This is a genomic window from Euzebyales bacterium, assembly GCA_036374135.1.
Classification (GTDB): Bacteria; Actinomycetota; Nitriliruptoria; order Euzebyales; family JAHELV01; genus JAHELV01.
Window position 1 is genome coordinate 1 of sequence record DASUUK010000022.1, and the last position, 2,336, is coordinate 2,336.

Genomic DNA, 2,336 nt, shown 5'->3' on the forward strand with positions numbered 1-2,336 from the left:
TGCCGGATGGCCGCGGCGGTGTCGGCCAGCTCGTAGGTCGCCTCGATCGCGGGTGTGACCGCGCCGCCTTCGATGAGCGTGGTGACCGCGTCGAGGTCGGGTTGGGAAGGTTTGGTGGCGTGCACGCGCAGCCGCTGGGTCACGAACGGGGACCAGGCAAGCGCCCGGAGGTAGCGTCCCAGCGGTCCGACGACCGGACCGCCGTGGCCGCTTGCCAGGACGAGGGTGCCGGTGCGGGTCAGCGCGCCTCGGCATGCCGCCAGCGGATGACGACCGGCGAGGTCGAAGATCACGTCGTAGCGTTGTCCGCTGCGGGTGAAGTCCTCCCGGGTGTAGTCGATGACGTGGTCCGCGCCGAGCGAGCGGACCAGCTCGACGTTGCGGGTGCTGCACACGCCGGTCACGTCGGCGCCCATGGCTGTGGCGATCTGCACGGCGAACGTGCCGACGCCACCCGATGCGCCGTTGATCAGCACCGCCTGGCCCGGTTGCACCCCGCCGACGTCGCGCAGGCCCTGCAGCGCGGTGACGGCGGCGACCGGCACCGCGGCGGCCTGCTCGAAGGTGAGGTTGGCCGGCTTGCGCGCCAGCAGGCGTTCAGGGACGCAGGCGAGCTCGGCGAAGCTGCCGGTCGTGGTCTCGGCGTAGACGTCATCGCCGGGGCGGAACCGGGTAACGGCCGCGCCGACCGCCTCGACCCGGCCGGCGAGGTCTCGTCCGCGGACGGCGACTCGCGGCCGGCGCAGCCCGAGGGCCGCGCGCGCGACGTAGGGCCGGCCGGAGGTGACGAACCAATCTCCGTGGTTCACCGAGGCTGCATGGACACCGACGAGCACGTCGTGCGGCCCGGGGCTGGGCTCGTCGATGTCCTGTAGCCGCAGCACGTCACTGGTGCCATAGGCGTGCTGGACGATCGCGTGCATCGTCGTGCGGGCGGGGCGTGTGGCGGTGGTGTTCGACATGTCAGTTCCTTCCGATCGGGATGACCCCCGCGGACAGCAGCTCCGCGACGGCGGTTTGGGTAGCGGGGTGCACGCCGGTACGGGTGCACTGCGGACAGGTGTAGGAGTAGTCGCCGGTGGTGCCGCCGTCGTGCAGCGCGAGGAAGATCTCCGTAGTGGCCAGGTGGGTGATCTCGCCGCAGTAGGGACAGGTCGTGCGCACGGGTGTCATGCCAGCGAGAACGGCGGGTAGCGGTCGGTCACCAGGAGGAACGCATACGCCTCGACGCGCAGGGCCCACCGCAGGACGCCTTCGACGAAGCCGAAGATGCCCCGCGGATAGCGTCCCGTGAACAGCACCGAGAACCAGGCGATCACGACGCCGATGGCGGCCGCGACGCCCATGAAGAGCAATGCGACGTAGTGCGGAACCGCCAGCAGCCTTGACCAACGGCAACCACCGGTTCAGGTCCTCCGGCACGTTCGCGTAGTCGAGGTCGAGGTGGACGGACTGCTCGTCGTCGGTGGACGGGTAGCGGTCCGACATCAGCGCCAGGTACGACAGCACCCGGGTCGAGAACCGCGCGAGCTGCAGGTTGAAGTCGAACCACCAGCGCGGGTACTTGTTGCGGAACACGATCATCAGCAGGACCGGCAGCGCCAGCACCACGCCACCGAAGGCGCTGATGCGCCCTCCGGTCTCACCTGCCGTGTCGCCGGCGACGCCACCGGCGACCACTCCCAAGACGATCATGACGGGGATGGCGTAGACAAGGCGCAGCGCCGTCGAGACGCGGTCGAGGTCGCGATCGGGGTAGTCGATCGTCAGTCGTGCGGCCTGGGGGTCAGCGGATGAGCTCATGGTGGTGTCTCCTTCTCGAGTGCGCTGTCGTTCCTGCGGCCGGGCACGCTCAGTCGGCCGCGCGCAGCGCAACCGCCGGCTTGATGGCCGCTGCCCGCGACGCGGGCCATGAGGTGGCTGCCAGAGAGGCGACCAGGGGCAGGCCCAGGATCACGAGCAGCCCCACCCACGGGACGACGAACGGCGGCGGCACGTCGCCGAACGAGTCGGAGCCGGCCAGCAGCTGACGGGTCGTGACCAGCCCCAGGACGGCGCCGATCACCGTGCCCTGGACGGCGATGAGGCCGGCCTCGGACAGCATGGCGGCCCGCACGATGCCCGTTCGGAAGCCCATCGCCCGCAGCATGCCGATCTCGTGCCGGCGCTCGCGGACCGCGCGGACCATGACGACACCCAGGCCGGCGATCCCCACGAGCAGGCCGAGGCCGAGGAAGCCCCGCAGCAGGGCGATGAAGCCCACTAGCTGACCCGTCCCGGCGGTTCCCATCGTGGTGAAGGTTCGGGCGTCAGCCCCGTGCGCGAGGAGATCCGCG

At 70.7% G+C, this 2,336-nt stretch carries 3 protein-coding genes; all 3 read right to left on the reverse strand.

Annotated features, from left to right (window positions below):
* A partial coding sequence (locus tag VFZ70_02770) for an NAD(P)-dependent alcohol dehydrogenase (GenBank protein HEX6254711.1) occupies positions 1–962 on the reverse strand: 962 nt, incomplete at its 3' end.
* A gap of 1 nt (position 963) precedes the next feature.
* A complete protein-coding gene (locus tag VFZ70_02775) occupies positions 964–1,803 on the reverse strand; it encodes a hypothetical protein (GenBank protein ID HEX6254712.1) in 840 nt (279 codons plus the stop codon).
* A gap of 49 nt (positions 1,804–1,852) precedes the next feature.
* The coding region (locus tag VFZ70_02780) for an FtsX-like permease family protein (protein HEX6254713.1) at positions 1,853–2,336 on the reverse strand (484 nt) is incomplete at its 5' end.

Coding starts and splice junctions, on each gene's coding strand:
- VFZ70_02775 (HEX6254712.1), bottom strand. CDS start 1,803: ATGAGCTCATCCGCTGACCCCCAGGCCGCACGACTGACGATCGACTAC.